Source organism: Microbacterium gallinarum (assembly GCF_014837165.1).
Classification (GTDB): Bacteria; Actinomycetota; Actinomycetes; order Actinomycetales; family Microbacteriaceae; genus Microbacterium; species Microbacterium gallinarum.
The window spans coordinates 751,500-768,208 of the sequence record NZ_JACSPM010000001.1 but is presented as its reverse complement, the minus strand read 5'-3'; the positions used below and the strand labels follow the sequence as shown (position 1 = coordinate 768,208).

Genomic DNA, 16,709 nt, shown 5'->3' with positions numbered 1-16,709 from the left:
GCTGCGTCCCGCCGAGATTGGAACGACGATGAAGTCAGCCTCACGAGTCCTCACCGCGACCGCCGCCCTGGCACTGGTCGGATCGGCACTGACGGTCGCCTCGGCGCCCGCGCAGGCCGCGGGAACGCCCGTGCGCATCACGCCCAACCCGGCGTACGCGTCGGCGCCGTTCGAAGGTTGGGGCACGAGCCTCGTGTGGTTCGCGAACGCGACCGGCGGGTACCCCGACGACGTGCGCCAGGCCCTGTTCGACAAGGTCTTCGGTGAGGACGGGCTGAACCTCAACATCGCGCGCTACAACATCGGCGGCGGCAATGCGACCGACGTGCCGCCGTACCTTCGCCCCGGTGGCGCAGTGGAGGGGTGGTGGAACCCCGACCTGGGCGTGTCCGACGCCGAGGGCGAGATCACCTCGACCTACGCCGACCGCGCCCGATACGAGGCTGCGTGGGACGGCGACGACCCGGCGCACTACGACTTCGACGCCGATCCGACGCAGCGCTGGTGGCTCGATGCGCTGAAGGACAAGGTGACCAAGTGGGAGGCGTTCAGCAACTCCCCGCCCTACTTCCTCACCGAGAGCGGCTACGTGTCGGGCGGGATCGACAACGGCAGCACCGAGCAGCTCGCCGCCGACGACATGGGCGCCTTCGCGGACTACCTCGTGACGGTCGTCGAGGAGCTCGAGGCCGAGCACGGCATCGACTTCGACACGCTCGACCCCTTCAACGAGCCCAACACGTCGTACTGGTCGACGCGCCTCGGCACCGACGGCTGGCCCACGTCGGCGAGTCGCCAGGAGGGCGCGCACATCGGACCGCAGCGTCAGGACCTCATGATCAAGGCGCTCGAGTCGAGACTGAATGAGCCGGATGCCGCGACCGACGTCGCGATCTCGGCCATGGACGAGACCAACCCGAGCATCTTCACGCAGAACTGGAACGCGTGGACGCAGGAGTCGAAGGACATCGTCGACCAGCTCAACGTGCACACCTACGGCACCGGCGACCGGGTCGTCGCGCGCGACATCGCGAAGGCCTCGGACAAGCCGCTGTGGATGAGCGAGGTCGAGGGCGACTGGGACGGCACCGGATTCAATCTGACCAACATCGAGAACGGGCTCGGCATGGCCGGGCGCATCGTCGACGACCTGCGTGAGCTCGAGCCGAGTGCGTGGGTGTTCTGGCAGCCGGTCGAAGACCTCTACAACATGGAGAAGGTCGAGAACCTCAACTGGGGCAGCGTCTTCATCGACTTCGACTGCGACCAGAACGGCGACTCGCTGCGGCGCATCGCCGACGGCGAGGCCGACCCGTCATGCCAGGTGCTGACCAACGCGAAGTTCAACACGGTCCGCAACTTCACGCACTTCATCCGGCCCGGCGACTCGCTCATCCCCACCGACAGCACGCAGACGACCGCCGCCCTGCAGGCCGACGGCGACGGCGCGACGCTCGTGCACGTCAACACCGAGACGACGGCGCGCGACCTCACCATCGACCTGTCGCGCTTCGGGCAGATCGCGCCGGGCGCGACCGTCACGCCCATCGTCACCACGCAGTCCCCGGCCGACGACGTGACGGCGAACGCCCTCGTCGAGGGTGAGCCGGTGACGGTGGATGCGGCGTCCCGCACCGCGGTGGTGAGCGTTCCGGCCAAGTCGGTCACGACCCTCGTGATCGACGGGGTGTCCGGCGTCTCGGCCGAGGCCCCCGCGCTCGAGGACGGCGAGACGTACCAGCTCGTCGGCGTGCAGAGCGGCAAGGCCCTCACCGCCGATGAGGCCGGGCTGACCATCCGCACCGGAGGGACGACTCAGACGGCGGCGACGCCCCAGGCGTGGACCGTCCACTCGCTGTCCGGCGCCGGGACCGACCGCCACCGCTTCGCGCTCGAGAACGGCGACGGCCGGATGCTCGCGGTGAACGGCACGAGCACTGCGCTCGTCGACGCGGACCCCGAGGCTGCGGCATCCGATGAATCACTCCAATGGCTGATCTCGACCACCGACGGCACGACCTTCTCGCTGCTGAGCGCGGCCGCCGAGCGTGTGCTCGACGTCAACGGTCAGAGCACCACCGACGGCGCCGGCGTGGGCACGTGGACCTCGAACAACGGCGCCAACCAGCGCTGGACGCTCGCCGGCACGGGCATCCGCGACGTGCGCGTCGTCGAGGCCACGACCCGTGTGGGGGTGGCGCCGACGCTGCCCGCCCAGGTCACGGTCGTGTACGAGGGCGGGGTCGAGCGGGTCGCCTCGGTGACCTGGGACACCGCGGGTGCCGACTGGAGCACCGCCGGCACGGTGACCGTCCCCGGCTCGGGGACCGACGTCTTCGGGGCGCCTTTCGAGGCCGAGGCGAAGGTCGTCGTCGGGTCGTTCACGGCGACCGACCCCGTGTCGGTGACCACCTTCGAGGGGGCGTCGTTGTCGCGAGTGCAGGCGGCGGCGCCGGCATCCGTCCCCGGACAGGTCGGGGTCGCGCCACAGCGGTTCGCGCTCGACGTCGAATGGGACTGGTCGGGCGTGACCGACGCCTCGTTCGCCGAGCCCGGCGTCGTGACGGTGCCGGGCACGGCGTCGGACGGCGCAGGCTCGTCGCTGCCGGCGCGCCTGTCGGTGGTCGTGACCGAGGCCGGCGAGGGCAACGTGGCGCCGCAGAGCGCGGCCTCGGCCACATTCACCGAGAGCGCGTCGTACTCGGTCGACCGCACGAAGAACGGCCTGCGCACCGACAAGGGCTGGTCGAACTGGCGCTCGGGCACGAAAAACCTGCAGGACACGCTCACGTACGACCTCGCGCAGCGCGAGACGGTCTCGCACGTGATGGCGTACTTCTACAAGGACGGGTCGAGCAACAGCTGGCCGCAGTCGCTGCGCGTCGAGACGCGCGTGGGGACCGGGGCGTGGGCGCCCGGACCGGACGTCGCGGTGCCCGTGCCGGCGGACGGAACGGCGCCGATCGTCGACGTGCCGCTCGGGGGAGTGGCGGCCGATGATGTGCGGCTCGTGCTCACCGCGCGCGACGCGACGCACATGATCGTGTCGGAGGTCGAGATCTACGCCGCCGCACCGTCCGCCTCCTCGGTCGCCGACGTCGCGCGGGTGACCCTCGACGGAACGGACCTGTCCGGCTTCGTGCCGGGGACGACCTCGTACACCGTGCCGTGGCGGGGGGATGCCGCACCCGTCGTCGCCGCGGTGCCGGTCGACGGCGACGCGTCGGTCGAGGTCGCTCAGGCGTCCGGGCCCGAGGGCTCGGCGACGGTGACCGTGACGGCGCCGGACGGGACCTCGCGGGTGTACACGTTCGACCTCGTGCCGGGACCTGCGCTGGAGGTGTCGGCCGTCGCGACCACGCGCTGCATCGCGGGCAAGGTCGTGGTCGCGGTGACGGTGACGAACGGGTCGGACGGCCCGGTGCGGTTCGCCGTGTCGAGCGCCTACGGATCCACGTCGCTCGGTCCGGTCGCCGCCGGCAAGAAGGCGTCGGCGGCGCTGACGACTCGCGCCGTGGGCGTGCCCGCCGGCGAGGTGACGGTGGTCGGGACGTCGTCCGGGGATCCGGGGATCGTTGCGACCGTGACGGCGTCGTACGGCTCGGCGTCCTGCGGGTGAGAGTGGCCCCGGCGCGGTCGGGGTGGTCGGCGTGTCTGCGGACGCGCTGGCCGCGCCGGCGGCCCGAGGGGCTGTGGTGCGGGTTCGTGCGTGTCTGCGGACGGGGTCGGCCCCGCCGGGACCGGATGGGCTGTGGAGCGGGTTCGTGACCCCGGCGCCGTCCGGGTATGATTGCCGGGTGCATCCGCGCGTCTGCGGGCGGATGCCTGGAGACGTCGCATAGTCAGGCCTAGTGCACCACCCTGCTAAGGTGGAGTCCTCGCAAGGGGACCGAGGGTTCAAATCCCTCCGTCTCCGCGGAAAAACCCCCGGTCAGAGGGTTTTATTCTGCTTCTGCCACGAAATCCGCCACTTCTGCCACGTTTGCGAAGCGCCTCACGCTGGGCGATCTGAACTCGATCGGGAGTTCTTGTTCATCAACCTGCTCGGTTGCGGCCGGACCGGTCGAAAGTTCAGTGCCGCTGCCTGCGAGACCGCGAGCGCGAATCCCTCGGTCTCCACGGGCCATGCGAAGGCCTCCCGTCCTCCACAGCGGCGGATTCGGGCACGCTGTCCCCAGTTCGTCGGATGCCGCCATCAGAGCGACGTCCTCGTCGAGATGCTGCCCGCATGGGAATCCGCTACTACGCATACGCCTTCGACGCCGACCTCGCTGAGCAGGCGGTCGATGACCCGCACAGCATCCTCTCCAGTGACCCGCTTGCTGACGCGTGGGGCCTGGAACCGCACGCAAGCGTGAGTGTCGCGACGTTCGAGCAGGTCTCGCCGAAGCGCGACATGCTCTATCTCGACAAGGTATGGTCCGCCCTGCAGTCCCTCACCTGTCCGACGACCGATGTTCCCGACGCAGGCTCCTGCTACCGGATGTTCGAGGGGAGCGTAACGATGCACGGGCTCGGGTGGGACCCGTGGGTGAGGACGATCCTCCCGGTGGAGGTGCCGGCGATTCGGGACGACCTCTGTGCGATCGACGAGGACCAGGTGCGAACGTGGGCGCGCACTTGGCGCAGCAGGCACGGAGCCGACGACGACGACGAGCTTCGCTACGTCCTTGACTACCTCAGGCGGGCGCAGACGTTCGTCGAGACGCTCGCAGCGGACGGCCGTGGAATGGTCTACCTGATCGGGTGACTCCGTCCGAACAATCCGCGGCTGTCGTCGCGTCAACGGATGTCGGTGTGTTCCTTCAGAATGGACGCGTGCCCGCCGTCGCCCAGGTCCTCGAGCTCGCCCAGCTTGCGGAGCGCGATGCGGCGTGGAAGCTGCTTCGAGCCGACAGCGCACCCGTGGTCGCCGGTCTTCTCGGCACCCACCTGGGCGGAGACGAGCGCCAAGTCGACGCTGAGGAGCTGTACGAGCGGATCGATGCCGACCTCGAGCGGCTCCGCGCACAGGGGCTGATCCTGCCGTTGACTGCGAAGGGGTACTGCGGAGAGTGGCGCTCGGCCGGCTTCCTGGTGCGTCGGCCGTCATCGGAAGCGCGGGGTGAGACGCTCGAGCTTTCCCCGGACGCGATCGCCGGGATCCGCTTCCTGCAGGGTCGCGCCGCCCCGCGTTCTAGTGTGACCGAGTCTCGGCTTGCGAGCCTTGCGGCGCAGGTCCGTCGCCTCGCGATCGACACTGATCCTGACGTGTCAGCACGCATCGCGCTGCTCCAAGAAGAGATCGAGTCAATCGAGCGGCGGATCGAGAGCCTGCGTTCGGGTGACGAGACCGCGATAGACGAGGACCGGGCGCTCGAACGCGTTCGCGATGTGTTGGCGCAGGCGGCGGACGTGCCGGACGATTTCTCTCGGGTGCGTGCTGAGTTCGAGGCGCTGAATGCGTCGCTGAGGGCGAAGATCGTCGAGTCCGATGTTTCTCAGGCGTCGGTCGTAGACGAAGTCTTCCGCGGAATCGACCACATCTCCGACTCGGATGCAGGCCGCAGTTTCGCTGCCTTCTCACAGCTCGTGCTCGACCCTGCACTCGGTGCCGCGTTCGAGGCCGACATTCGCCGCATCCTCGACCGCGGATTCGCTCGTGACCTCACCTCGGATGAACGCCGGGCATTGCGCTCCTTCCTCACCACGCTCAAGGGACGAAGCGCGGAGATCCACGACGTCATCACATTGTTCGCCCGGGCGCTGCGCCGCTACGTGCAGTCGCAGGACTACCAGCGCGACCGGGTACTGAGGACTCTTCTGCGAGAGGCTCAGCACGCGGGTGTGGAAGCATCCGCGCATACGCGTCCATGGCATCCGACGTCGCTCACTCTGGATCTCTCGGCCGTGGCCATGTCAAGCGTCGGGGCGATCGACCTCCACGATCCCGCCGAATTCGCCGCCACCGACGAGATCGTCACGCAGACGGCATCCCTCGCGAGCCTCGAGGAGATGCGGGCTATCGCTCGCGAGACCGAGATCGACTTCGACGAACTCACCCGGAACATCAACGACCTGCTCGCCGAGGTGCAATCGTGCACCGTCGCAGATGTCCTCGCTCGATACCCCGCGACGCAGGGGGTAGGAAGTGTGATCGGACTTCTCTCGATCGCGGCGGAGCAGGGCACCGTTGACGACGAGCCCGAGGTGCTCGCGGGGCAGGGCGCCGACGGAGTACCGCGCGCGGCAATCGTCGCGGCGCACCGATTCACAGGAGCGGTGACATGACCGAAGCGATTCCAACGGATGTCGCCCCCGGGGAGCACACCGGCCTCTGGCGCGGTGACTCGGGGGAGCTTCCGGACCGGACCAGGCGGGTCCTGCTCCGTCTGGTGCGCGGGCCGTACCTCTCAGGCGCACGAGAGGCGCAATTGTGGGCAGTACTGCTCACCGACGAGACCATGATCCGCTCACGTCTCGCCGAGCTGTTCCTCGAACTGGTCATCGACCGTGACAACGAGTTCGCGTTCGTCCGCAACGCTCCCTCCGACGATGCGCCGAAGGCGGTGCGGTCCGAGGCCTTGACGTTCCTCGACACGGCGATGCTGCTCGTCCTACGCCAGACATTGCTGAGCGAGGAGGGTCGCGGGCGTGTGATCGTCGGGCAGGCGGAGGTCTTCGAGCAACTTGCTGTGTTCCGCACCCCCGATCGTGACGAGAAGGACTTCGCGAGTCGAGTCAACTCGTCGTGGAACAAGATGCAGAACAAGCTCCGTGTGCTGCACGCCGTGGGCGATGACCGCGCCGAGATCTCTCCGGTGCTGCGGCTGCTCGTCGACGCCGACCAGATCCGCGCGATCACCGCCGAGTATCAGCGGATCGCCCGCGAGTGCGAAGGTGACTTTGCCGCACTGTCGACGGATGACGAGGACCAGGACGCATGACGATGCTGACCTTCCCCACTGACGAGCCGGAGATCGATCCGACCAGGCCCGGTCAGTGGCGCCTCGCCCAGATCGAAATCGTCAACTGGGGCACGTTCGCGGGCCACGTCGCCGTGGACGTCGCGCGCGACGGTCACCTGTTCGCCGGGGCATCCGGATCGGGCAAGTCATCCCTCTTGGACGCGATCGCCGCGGTTCTCACCCCCGATAGGTGGCTGCGACTCAACGCGGCAGCTCAGGACGGCGCATCTCGGCACAGCGATCGGACGCTGATGAGCTACGTGCGCGGGGCCTGGAGCAAGGAAGCGGACGAGGCCGCTGATCGGGCCACCACGACTTACCTTCGCTCGAAAGCCACCTGGAGCGGCATCCTGCTGCGCTACGAGAACCTTCGCGACGAACCGGTCGTCCTGCTGCGGGTGTTCCACGCACCCGGCACGCGCACCGAGGCGACAGCGTTGAAGGACGCGCGGATCTTCGCGCGCGGCCATGTGGAGCTTCTCGAAGTGAAGCCGCATGTCGAAGGCGGGATCGACGCGCGCCGAATGTCGAAGGCCTTCCCCGATGCGCTCCTCACAACCGGTGGGCGGCACGGACGCTTTCATGAGCGTGTCATCCGCCAGTTCGGCTTCCGCGGCGACGCGACGCTTCAGCTTCTCCACAAGACTCAGTCGGCGAAGAACCTCGGCACGCTCGACGCGCTATTCCGCGGGTTCATGCTCGATCAGCCGGGAACCTTTGCGCGCGCGGAGACTGCGGTCGAGCAGTTCACGGAGCTCGATGCGGCTCACAAACACGTGGTCGACCTGCGCAAGCAGGCTGATGCGCTTCGCAAGGTCGACGAGGCGATCACGGCGTTCGACCTGGCCGGTGCCGAGATGGCGGCGATCTCTGATCTGCACGATGCAGTCGAGCCCTTCACTTCGGCACTCAAGCTTCGGCTCGCGAAGGATGCCGCCGGCCCAGCACGCGCCGCGCTGGCGCGCGCCGAGAGCGAGCTGAGCGACGCCGCGCGCGAGCAGCGGTTGGCGGCCGATGCTCTCGAGACCGCGAAGGCTCGCGTTCGCGACGAGGGAGGCGCTCGCGTCGAGCTTCTGCAGGAGCGGATCGATAGTGCGCAGAGCGCCGAGGACGTCATCGGTCAGTACCGGTCCCAGCTGGGCGCCGAGCTGACGCGCATCGGCGCGCCCATGCCTGAAGACTCCGAACAGTTTGCGGAACTCCTCGCGGTCGCCGTCGCCGAAGCTGCGCGCGATATCCCCGCTGTGTCGTATGAGGTGCGTGACGCCGCGAGTCAGGCCCGTAAGGTGCTGGACGAAATCACGAATCAGATTCAGTCGCTGAGAGACCACCGGAGCAACCTCGACGAGAAGCTCCTGAGAGCCCGGCGATACCTCGCCGACGCTGTCGGCGTTCCGGCGTCGACGTTCCCCTTCGCCGGTGAGCTGATCTCGGTCGCCGAACAGCACTCCACATGGCGCGGCGCTGCAGAGCGAGTGATGGCGCCGTTCGCGTCGACACTCCTCGTGCGGGACGAGCATCTTGCGGGAGCCCGCCGTGCGGCCGACTCGCGCACGCTCGGTGTACGGCTCGTCATCGAAGCGGTGCCGCACTCGGTCGATGAGCCGCGTCGCCCCAAGGACCCCCGCTCGCTCGTTCATCGCCTCGCGGTGAGTGACGGGCCCTTCGCGTCTTATGTCCGAAGGCGCATCGCCACCGAGTTCGACTACGCCTGCGTTTCGCACCCGGACGAGCTCGACGACGTCGAACGCGGCGTCACGATCGGCGGTCTCGTCAAGCGCAACTCACGCAGGTACGAGAAGGACGACCGTCACGACGTCGGTGATGCGACCCGCTGGGTGCTGGGCGGCGACACTGCGGCGCGGCTCGAGGCGTTGCTGGAGCGTCGTCGTGAGGCGATGGTGGCGATGGAGGAGACGTCCGCAAGGGATGCGCATGCGGACTCGGCCCGCCAGGATGCTGTGACCCGGCGTGATGTCTTCACGCGGGTTTCGAGGTTCACGTGGGAGCGAGTGGACCTCGCTGCCGCGGCGGCGGTGACCGCGGCTCGGCGCGATGAACTCCGGGTGCTCACCAGCGAGTCGGGCACCCTCCGCGAAGCTCAGGAGGCCGCCGAGCGAGCTGGCCAACGGCTCGCTGATACCGGCGAAGCACACGAGCGAGCGCTTGGCCACCACGCCGTCGCCCGCAACAAGATGGAGAGTGTCGGAGCGCAGATCGCCGAACTCGAGGCCGCGCCCCACACGCCGGTCGACGAACCCATCGCCGATTCGCTGGAAGAACGATTCCGCGCCGAGCGACGCTCCGTCAGCCTGGAAACGGTCGACGAGGTCGCACGCAAGGTTCAGTCGGCGCTCTCGAAGGAGAAGGACGTCGCAGCCGGCCGTGCAGCCGACGCTGAAGCCAGCTTCGCGGGACGTGCGGCGGAGTTCCGACTCGGGTGGCCGGCAGCATCCGCCGAGCTCGCCGCCGACATCCGCGACCGTTACGGGTATCGCGAACTTCGGGAGGGGATCCTCGCCCGCGGCCTGCCCGAGAAGGAGACCGAGTTCCGCAAGCTGTTGCGGGAGCGCTCGCAGGATGTCGTCGCCCACTTGCTCAGCGACCTCCGCGACGCCCCGGGGTTCATCCGGGAGCGGATCCTTCCCGTGAACGCATCCCTCGGACGGTCCCCGTTCGAGGGGACGGATCGCTTCCTCGAGATCGATGTGAAGACGACCCGGACGCCGGAGGTCGACGAGTTCCTCACCGACCTGCGCCGTATCGTCGAAGGCAACTGGGCCGACGAGTCCGCCGCCGGCGCGGAGCAGCGCTTCGGCGTCCTGCAGCGCGTTATCGGTCGACTCGGCTCCAAGGACCGCATCGACATCGACTGGCGCAATCGTGTGCTCGACACAAGGCTTCACGTGAGCTTCCTTGCGCGGGAGAAGGACCTCACCGGCCGGGTCGTGCGAGTGTACGACTCCGCCGAGGGGTTGTCGGGCGGTCAGAGGCAGAAGCTTGTCATCTTCTGCCTCGCCGCGGCCTTGCGCTATCAGCTCACTGAGGAAGAGGACGAGGTCCCGAGGTTCGGGTCGATCGTGCTCGACGAGGCATTCGACAAGGCCGACAGTCGATACACGCGCAACGCGATGGAGGTGTTCCGGGAATTCGGGTTCCACATGATCCTCGCGACACCTCAGAAGCTGCTGCAGACACTCGAGCCGTACGTGGGCGCGATTACGTCGGTATCGAACCCCGACCGCAACACGTCACGACTGGCGAACGTGGTGTTCGCGGTCGGTGACCCGGAGGCCACCTCTACGCCGCATGCGGAGTCGCGCGCGTGACGACGCCCGTCACGCCGTCGGATGTGCGTGCGCGCGCGAAGAAGCTCTTCGACCGCGATGCGCGCACGTGGGCGGCCGAGCAGCAGACCGGTGTCGTGCTCGATGTTCTCCTGCGGCCGCCGACAGAGCGGGAGGCGCTGAGCGACCTGAATCGTGTTCGAGAGTGGGTCAAGTCCTGGCGCGGCGTGAGTGAAGCCTCGGGAATCGAGCTCGAGTGGGCCGTCCGAAACTGGTCACGCGTCGGATCTCAGGAGGTCCCCGTGCGCGCCATCGTGCGTAGCCCAGAGGTGATCGCTGGAGTCGCAGGTGAGGCAGCGGTATGGCGGCGTCTGGTGGAACGCCTCGACGAGCTGAGGGCTCTTGTTGGGCCCGACGCGCAGGTAGTGCTCCGCACCTACGCCCACTCGATTGCCGACCTCGATGACGCTGATTTTCACAGGCTCGTCGACGTGCTGACCTGGCTGCGTGACAACCCGGCGTCTGACCGCCTCATCCGGGAGCTTCCGATTCGCGGCATCGACTCCAAATGGATCGAGTCCCGCCGAGGGGTCGTAGAGGCGTTGCATCGAGCTGGAACCGGTGCATCCGGACTGGGGCTTCGCGAGCCGTCGCCGCTGGTGCGGATCCGTGTACTCGATCCATCTCTCTCCTTCCAATGGCTCACCGATGTGTCAGCGCCCGTCGACGAAGTTGCATCGATCCCTTTACGGCCTCAACGAGTCTTCGTCTTCGAGAACCTTGCCACGGTGCTCGCCATGCCGAACGTGCCGGACGCGGTCGCTGTGCACGGCGGCGGTCACCGAGTCGACCTCGTCGCTCGCCTGCCATGGGCGCAGACCGTCACCTACTGGGGCGATCTCGACTCACATGGATTCGCCATCCTCAACCGACTACGAGCCAGGGGAGTCGAGGCGACATCGGCGTTGATGGATTCCGGGACTCTTTTCGACCACCGGGATCTGTGGGGGACCGATCCAGAACCGAATGTCGGCGTGCTCGAGCTGCTCACGCCCGGTGAGCGCGCGACTCTTCAGTCGCTGAGCGCGGAGGGGAACATTCGCCTCGAGCAGGAGCGCATCCCGTGGAGCTACGCGCTCGCGCGACTCGGAGTGTCTTGACCGGGCAGTCGAGCTGCTAGCCCAGCATCCTCCTATCGATCTGTCGGGGATACGTGCTACCGTAATCGCAACAAACGCAATCCCCTGCGTTTACCCGTATTGAGGTGATTCCCGTGTCTCGCGCTGCAGTCGTTGAAGAGACGTACCTTCCCAGCAAGGGCTACGAGCTTGCCCCTGTTCTGGACTTCCTCACCGCCCATGAGGCTGCCGGTAGAGCTCTTCCCGAGCCAAGGTACTTCCTTGCGGGAGCGCGTCCAGGCGATCAGGTAGAACTCCCGGAAGAGGTCTACCTTGCACTCCGCAAGATTGTTGATGCGATGCAAAGCGGGCTAGCCGTCTCGGTTGTACCGCAGACGACGCGGCTGACCACTCAGCAAGCAGCGGATCTCCTAAACGTAAGCCGCCCGACCGTTGTAAAGCTCCTCGACGAGGGCGAGATCCCCTTCGAGAGGGCCGGAACGCATCGCCGTGTTCTCCTTGCAGATCTGCTCGAGTATCGGGAGCGCCGTCGTGAGCGTCAGTACGACATGCTCGCTGCCACGCGTGACGCTGTCGACGAAGACAACGTCGAACAGACGCTCGAGGACCTCAAAGCGGCGAGGAAGGCGGTCGCGTCGAGGCGGGCTGTCCGCCTTTAGCTCCGCAGCCTGACAGGATGGGGGTCGTGTTCACGGCGACCCTCGACACCAGCGTGCTGTGGCCGAGCCTGCAACGTGACTTTCTCCTTTCCCTCGCGGTCGAGGGCGCGTATCGACCGACCTGGAGCTCGGCGATCCTGGAAGAGCTCGAGTATCACGAGGAAGCCAAGCTCGTGAAACGGGGAATCCCCGTAGCGGAGGCTGCAGGCCGCGCAGCGACCCTCATTGCAGCGATGCGGCGCGAGTTCGCCGATGCGGAGGTCGAAGGGTGGGAACCGCTGGAGGGCACGTTCGGTCTTCCCGATCAGGACGACGAGCACGTGGTCGCCGCGGCCGTCATTGCAGGAGCCGGCGCGATCGTCACTGAGAATTTCAAGGACTTCCCCGCAGACAAGATTCCGCCAACGATTCAAGTGCTCAGTGCGCGCGAGTTTGCGAAGAACACCGTCGCACTCAACCCAAGGCGCGCGCTCGCCGCGGTGCAGGAGATCGCCAGCCGTTCCGGCCGCCACGGTGCAGTACTCACCGTCGAGGAGATCCTCGACACCTTGCGGGACCGGTACGGCATGATCGAAGCCGTCGAGATGATGGTCGAAGCTGCGTCCGCGTAGCCTGCAGATCGCACGCCTGGCGCGCGGGCGCGGCCGCCTGATGAGCGCCCGGTAACCGCCACGTTCTTGCCACGAATCGAATCCGGCCGACCTGATCGAGGACGACGTCATCGACGTCACAATCCGCGGAATTGCGCGGTTTCAGCTGAGTTCACTTGCCATCAGCGCGATTTCAAATCCCTCCGTCTCCGCCAAACGTCCGCGTCAAAGAGCGTTGATTTTCTGCGGAATTCTGGGATACGCGTGATCGACTCAGCGACCCGTGCCCACATTTTGCCCACATCCGTTGCAGGATGGTGACTTCAGGCGTCGCTACCAAGCTGTGCGGCTCTTGACCGATCGAGCGCGTTAGATACGGCGTCGAGATCGTCGTCGAAGAGGTCGGCGTACACGTCGAGGGTCATGGCTGCGGACGCGTGCCCGAGCATGCGCTGGATCGCCTTCACGTTCGCGCCGGCTTGAACGGCGAGCGAGGCGGCAGTGTGCCGGAGGTCGTGGATATGCAAGCTGGGCACGCCGACCGCCTCGGCTGCGGTCTTGAACCACGACTTGGAGTGCGCGCTTGTGCGCACGCGTTTCATGAACGTGCCGGACTTGCTCGGGAACACCAAGGCGTCCCGCGGGAGCTTCTCAACCCGGCGCTCTAGTTCGTCACGCAGGAATGGCGGCATCGGGACATCGCGGATCTTGTGGGACTTGGGTGTCCCCTCGAAGAACTCGCCGCCGACTTCGACGGCGTTCTGAGTGACCCAGATTCTGGACCTGCCGAAGTCGATCGCGTGCACTCGAAGCCCTGCGACCTCGGCCCAGCGCATGCCGGTGTAGGCGAGCGTGCGGATCAGCGTCGCGTTGTCGCCGCTGGCTTTGGCGAGCCGGTCTACCTGACGGTGAGTGAGGTAGACGTGGCGTGAGGCGATCTTCTTCGGGAGCCCGATCTTGCCGCCGCGTGCAGGATTGAGTGCGATTCTTCTGTCGTGGACTGCGTCGTCGAGGATGGAGGCGAGCACGCCGTACGTCCGGATGACCACGGACGCGCCTAGTTGCCGGTTCAACTCTGCAACCCAGCCTTTGACGTCGGAGTGGATGATGTCGGTGATGGCGACGCGGCCCCACCGTGGCTTCACCCGCAGCCGCCATGCGACCTCGAGCGGCGCATAGGCAGACGGCTTGAGAGCGGCGTGCTTCGCCGCCAACCATGCGGGGCCCAGTTCGCCGATTGTGACTCGCGCGCGGCTGGGGTCGAGAAATGTCCCTTGCGCTTTGGTGAGTTCCACGCTTGCGAGGAAGAGCTCAGCATCGCGCTTTGTCTTGAACCCGCGTTTGTCGGTCTGTGTGCCGTCGGGTCGCCGGTACCGGACTCGATAGCGCCTACCCGCGCTCGTGGAGTAGGGGCTGACGCTACCCATCCGCCGGGCGGCCGACGTTGGATGTCATGCCGGCGAGCCATCCTGCTGCGCGGGCGGAATTGATCCAGTAGTTGGCGGTGCGTTCGGGGACGTCGAGTTCGAGGGAGACGAGCTTTGCTGGTGGCAGTTCTGCGAGGGCGGCGGTGCCGTAGAGGATCTCGACGACTTCCTATCGTTCGTCTTTCATGCCGCGTTTGACGACGGCTTGAGCGAGCCATGGCGGGATGATCCGGCCGTCGTCGGCGGTGAGGTCTGTGATGGCGGTCCATTCGGCGTCGGGGCTGTCGTCCAGTCGCAGTGCGATGCAGTGCGGGACGGCCGCTTGCAGGATTGCCTGCGGTGCGGCGTGCTTGAGCCGGTACTCGCTGAAGTTCTCGGCGATCGCGCGGTTGACGATGGTGGTGATCAGGTAGCGGCCCCGGTCCGGGCTGTAATGCGCCTCAATGGTGGTTTCCACGCCGGCGATGTCGTCGACCGCGGTCGCGACGAAACTGGGTGCGATGCGCACGCACGAGGCCACTCGGCCCATCGATCCGACCAGGCGGAAGCCGGGGGGCCGACCGGGTCACCCGAACCGAAGATCACCACATGTGGTGATGCCGAGTCACCACATCGCTTCATACCTTGCTCAACAGATGAAGAGCGCACGCCGCTCACCACCTGGAGGAGAAGGTCATGAAAGCTGCTGTCTACCGTCGTTTCGGCGGTCCCGACGTCGTCCGGATCGAGGAGATCACCGACCTCGAGCCGAAGCGCGGTGAGATCCTCGTTCGCGTCTGCGCGACGACCGTGAGCGCCGCCGACCACCGGTCGCGGTCCAGGGACATCCCGGCCGGGCTGCGGCTGCCGTCCTCGCTCGTTCTCGGGTTCTTCCGACCGCGTCGCCGCGTGCTCGGCATGGAAGTGGCCGGTGTGGTCGAGAGCATCGGCCACGGCGTCACGGGGTTCGCACCGGGCGACGAGGTGGTGGCGATGCTGGGGAGCAGCTTCGGCGGCCACGCCGAGTACGCCGTCGTGAAGGCGACGGATGCGGTCGCCCACAAGCCCGGCGAACTCAGCTTCGCAGAGGCCGCGAGCCTCATCTTCGGAGGCATCACCGCTCAGGCCTACCTGAACCAGGCGACGATCACCGCGGGAACGACCGTGCTCGTCAACGGTGCCTCCGGCGCGGTCGGGACTGCCGCCGTGCAACTCGCGAGCGCGGTCGGGGCCAAGGTGACCGCCGTGTGCAGCGCATCCAATCACGAGCTGGCGACGCGTCTCGGTGCGTCGCGAACCATCGACTACAGGGTGCAGGACTTCTCCGCGGAGGACGTCGGCTACGACGTGATCGTCGACTGTGTCGGAAACGCCCCCGTAGACCGGGTACGGGGAATCCTGAACCCGGGCGGCGCGGTGCTCCTGGTGGCCGCCGATCTCCGATCGCTTCTCAGCGCGAAGCGGGATGCTCGGAGATTCGCCATCACCGTCGTGACGGGTCCGGGCGAGTATCGGGCTGCTGACCTGCAGCACGTCATGTACCTGGCGCAGATCGGCGACATCGCGTCCGTCATCGATCGCGAGTATCCGCTGGACGCGATCGTGGCGGCCCATCGCCATGTCGACACCGGCCGCAAGCGCGGAAGCGTCGTCGTCGCCGTCGCGCCCGAGCCCGCACGCCCGGGCCCGACGCCGGCCCGGGCGGTGCAGGAGAGCGGACCCCGCCATGCGTGAGACACCACGGGCCAGGCTGGGGGGCAGACTCCTTCCGGTGGCGCTCATGTCATTCGGACTCCTGCCCCTCCTCGCGAACGCCGTGCGACGACTGGCCGAAGCCGCCGGGGCTCCCGGTTCTGGAGCGGGGGGCGGGGGCGGCGTGTCGCTGCCGGTGGTGGCTCATGTCATCGGAGCGACGGTGTTCGTCGTCCTCGGCGCGCTCCAGTTCTCGGCGAGCCTTCGCAGCCGGCGACCCGCCTGGCACCGTGTCGCCGGCAGGCTGGCCGCCGTCGGCGCGGTTCTCGCGGCCGCCTCGGGCGTCTGGCTCGCCTTCGATGCGCTCGAGGATGACGGGGCACTGCTCTTCACCTTTCGGCTGGTCGCCGCAGCCGGAATGGGTGCCTTCATCGTGCTGGGCGTCGTCGCCATCCTTCGCCGTCGTCTGCGCCGGCACCGGGCGTGGATGATCCGCGCGTACGCGATCGGGCTCGGCGCTGCCACTCAGCTGTTCACTCTCGGCTTCGGTGAAGAGCTGATCGGGACAGGTCAGGTCGGCGTCGCGCTGCTGAACGCCGGCGGATGGGCGATCAACCTCGCCGTGGCCGAGTGGGTGATCCGTCGAGCACCTCGGAGCGTCGCCCGCCCGGTCGCCGATCTCGCGGGGGTGGTTCGATGAGCGGGTGCGCGGCGAACGATCGACCCGCCGACTACGAACTGCGCGTCGAGCGTCACATCGACGACCGATGGGCCGAGTGGCTTGGCGACCTCTCACTCACGCGCGAGCCCGACGGGACGACGACGCTGCGAGGCCGCATCGCCGACCAGGCAGCGCTGCACGGCATCCTCAACAGGATTCGCGACCTCGGCCTCGTTCTGCTCTCGGTTCAGGCGGTGCGCGGGTCGGACCACGGCGGGTGACGGGCCGTTGTGAGGCCGTGGTCGCGGCGACGCGGGCTGATCGGAAC

General features: G+C 67.4%; 13 protein-coding genes and 1 tRNA gene. 12 read left to right on the top strand and 2 right to left on the bottom strand.

Going from position 1 to position 16,709, the window contains the following annotated elements; genetic code table 11:
- Positions 1-28 precede the first annotated feature (28 nt).
- From H9622_RS03515 to H9622_RS03475, 9 genes are all read left to right on the top strand, one after another.
- Positions 29-3,619 (top strand): glycoside hydrolase, encoded by a 3,591-nt coding sequence (locus tag H9622_RS03515; RefSeq protein WP_225221541.1) that lies wholly within the window; start codon positions 29-31, stop codon positions 3,617-3,619.
- A 208-nt stretch (positions 3,620-3,827) separates the two neighbouring features.
- Positions 3,828-3,916, top strand: a tRNA-Ser gene (locus tag H9622_RS03510).
- Between the two features lie 312 nt (positions 3,917-4,228).
- Positions 4,229-4,750: a DUF1877 family protein gene (locus H9622_RS03505; RefSeq protein WP_056368562.1), complete on the top strand. Its 522-nt coding sequence runs from the start codon at positions 4,229-4,231 to the stop codon at positions 4,748-4,750.
- 68 nt (positions 4,751-4,818) lie between these two features.
- A complete protein-coding gene (locus H9622_RS03500; protein ID WP_191764269.1) occupies positions 4,819-6,270 on the top strand; it encodes a DUF3375 domain-containing protein in 1,452 nt (483 codons plus the stop codon).
- Complete coding sequence (locus H9622_RS03495) at positions 6,267-6,926, top strand: DUF4194 domain-containing protein (protein WP_056368566.1); 660 nt, start codon at positions 6,267-6,269, stop codon at positions 6,924-6,926. Before H9622_RS03500 ends, H9622_RS03495 begins: the two co-directional genes overlap by 4 nt.
- Positions 6,923-10,276: an ATP-binding protein gene (locus tag H9622_RS03490; protein ID WP_191764268.1), complete on the top strand. Its 3,354-nt coding sequence runs from the start codon at positions 6,923-6,925 to the stop codon at positions 10,274-10,276. The genes H9622_RS03495 and H9622_RS03490 overlap by 4 nt, the downstream gene beginning before the upstream one ends.
- Positions 10,273-11,394 (top strand): DUF3322 domain-containing protein, encoded by a 1,122-nt coding sequence (locus H9622_RS16080; protein ID WP_191764266.1) that lies wholly within the window; start codon positions 10,273-10,275, stop codon positions 11,392-11,394. Before H9622_RS03490 ends, H9622_RS16080 begins: the two co-directional genes overlap by 4 nt.
- Before the next feature lie 113 nt (positions 11,395-11,507).
- Positions 11,508-12,032 (top strand): helix-turn-helix domain-containing protein, encoded by a 525-nt coding sequence (locus H9622_RS16075; RefSeq protein WP_056369842.1) that lies wholly within the window; start codon positions 11,508-11,510, stop codon positions 12,030-12,032.
- 26 nt (positions 12,033-12,058) lie between these two features.
- Positions 12,059-12,643 (top strand): PIN domain-containing protein, encoded by a 585-nt coding sequence (locus tag H9622_RS03475; protein ID WP_191764264.1) that lies wholly within the window; start codon positions 12,059-12,061, stop codon positions 12,641-12,643.
- 302 nt (positions 12,644-12,945) lie between these two features.
- On the opposite strand, the gene H9622_RS03470 is transcribed toward H9622_RS03475, so the two are convergent.
- On the bottom strand, positions 12,946-14,049 hold the full coding sequence (locus H9622_RS03470; RefSeq protein WP_191764263.1) for a site-specific integrase: 1,104 nt from the start codon (positions 14,047-14,049) through the stop codon (positions 12,946-12,948).
- A 169-nt stretch (positions 14,050-14,218) separates the two neighbouring features.
- The gene (locus H9622_RS15750; RefSeq protein WP_225221540.1) at positions 14,219-14,557 is read right to left on the bottom strand and encodes a hypothetical protein; all 339 of its coding nucleotides are present in this window, start codon (positions 14,555-14,557) and stop codon (positions 14,219-14,221) included.
- A gap of 167 nt (positions 14,558-14,724) precedes the next feature.
- Here H9622_RS15750 and H9622_RS03460 point away from each other — a divergent pair, with 167 nt between their 5' ends.
- The 3 genes from H9622_RS03460 to H9622_RS03450 are packed head-to-tail and all read left to right on the top strand — an operon-like array spanning position 14,725 to position 16,662.
- Positions 14,725-15,762, top strand: coding sequence for an NAD(P)-dependent alcohol dehydrogenase (locus H9622_RS03460; RefSeq protein ID WP_191764262.1), 1,038 nt, complete (start codon positions 14,725-14,727; stop codon positions 15,760-15,762).
- Positions 15,763-15,808: 46 nt separating this feature from the next.
- Positions 15,809-16,420, top strand: coding sequence for a DUF2306 domain-containing protein (locus tag H9622_RS03455; RefSeq protein WP_225221692.1), 612 nt, complete (start codon positions 15,809-15,811; stop codon positions 16,418-16,420).
- A complete protein-coding gene (locus tag H9622_RS03450) occupies positions 16,417-16,662 on the top strand; it encodes a hypothetical protein (protein ID WP_191764258.1) in 246 nt (81 codons plus the stop codon). Before H9622_RS03455 ends, H9622_RS03450 begins: the two co-directional genes overlap by 4 nt.
- The last annotated feature ends 47 nt before the right edge of the window (positions 16,663-16,709 follow it).